Source organism: Burkholderia sp. MSMB1498 (genome assembly GCF_001526245.1).
GTDB classification, from domain to species: Bacteria; Pseudomonadota; Gammaproteobacteria; order Burkholderiales; family Burkholderiaceae; genus Burkholderia; species Burkholderia savannae.
Genome location: NZ_LOYJ01000069.1, coordinates 1 through 1119, shown reverse-complemented (window position 1 = coordinate 1119; position 1119 = coordinate 1). Strand labels below are relative to the sequence as shown.

At 60.7% G+C, this 1119-nt stretch carries 2 protein-coding genes; one reads left to right on the top strand and one right to left on the bottom strand.

Going from position 1 to position 1119, the window contains the following annotated elements; all coding sequences use genetic code 11:
* Window positions 1–10: 10 nt before the first annotated feature.
* Window positions 11–580, bottom strand: a complete 570-nt coding sequence (locus tag WS91_RS35905) for a hypothetical protein (protein WP_156432373.1) — start codon at window positions 578–580, stop codon at window positions 11–13.
* Window positions 581–808: 228 nt separating this feature from the next.
* Here WS91_RS35905 and WS91_RS37360 point away from each other — a divergent pair.
* A partial coding sequence (locus WS91_RS37360; RefSeq protein ID WP_331458332.1) for a head completion/stabilization protein occupies window positions 809–1119 on the top strand: 311 nt, incomplete at its 3' end.

Below are 1119 nucleotides of genomic sequence, written 5' to 3'. Positions count from 1 at the left end.
TTTGCCTGCATTATCGCTGGCTCAGGCCCCGGGCATTCCACTTACCCGACTGTCCGAATTTGCGCGGCCACCTCTCAGTTCCCGGCCCGTCTGGTTCGTGCTTCGATCGATGAAATTGAAATCGATCGCGAATGAAGTTGCGGATGTACGCTCGGCGGCCTCGAAGGCCAAAGTGACCCGCAGGATAAAACTCTGCCAATCTCATCCAGGCATATTCGAGGAAGTCAATCAGGTCATAGCTTGCCTGGCGCATTTCGACGGTAACTCCCGTATCCCATCCCTCGCGTGCGTTGTCGTATACAACACGCCGCAACTTTGGAAGGGCCTCGATGAACCGGATGTCAGATGCTTGGCCGGTGTATCTGCGTGCAAATTCATCTGCGGGCGATACCGCTGCGTCAGCTTTGTCCTTGCGCCGATGGAGGTAGATTGCAACGCCCGCGAGTATCAGCGCGCCGACTGCGGCATACGCAGCCTCGCTGTATTGCTTGAGCGAAAGAAAGTACCAGACTGCGCCCGTCGCAAATACGCTACATATCGCCCATGCAAGTTGGATAGTCCATTCCGGAATGTTTCGCATCGTTGTCTGTCTTGCCTTCGCCTGACCCTATGCATGATGATAGCGAAGCACTAAACGGCTGAGGGTGTCGTTGTGACGCCCTGCTGCCCCACCACACGAGACCACATTCACAACATGCCGCCCGAAGAGCAAAAAGCAAGCGCAAACATCACTTTCATCGAACAAAGCGCCCCGATCGACGAGTACGGCCGTGCTCTTTATGCCGTGTCGCGGTCGATCCTACGGGCCTTGTGCGCCGGTCCACCGCCACCTCATTCCGAACCGACCATGAACAGCTTTGTTGCCACCGCCGCGCCCGCCGTCGCGGCCACACCGATCGACGGCGCGCTGACGAACGACGGCTTCTTCCCGGACATCGACCTGTCCGCCTTGCGCGATGCGATGCGCCTCGACGGCACCGTGGCACGCGAGCGGCTGCGGCACGCCGCGCGCGACGCGATGCTGACCGTCAACGACGAGCTCGCCGCGTGGCGCGCACGGCAGCGCGCGGCGGGCGCGGCGACGCTCGCCGACGTACCGGCGCCGCATATCGATGGCGA

Coding starts and splice junctions, on each gene's coding strand:
- WS91_RS35905 (WP_156432373.1), bottom strand. CDS start 580: ATGCGAAACATTCCGGAATGGACTATCCAACTTGCATGGGCGATATGT.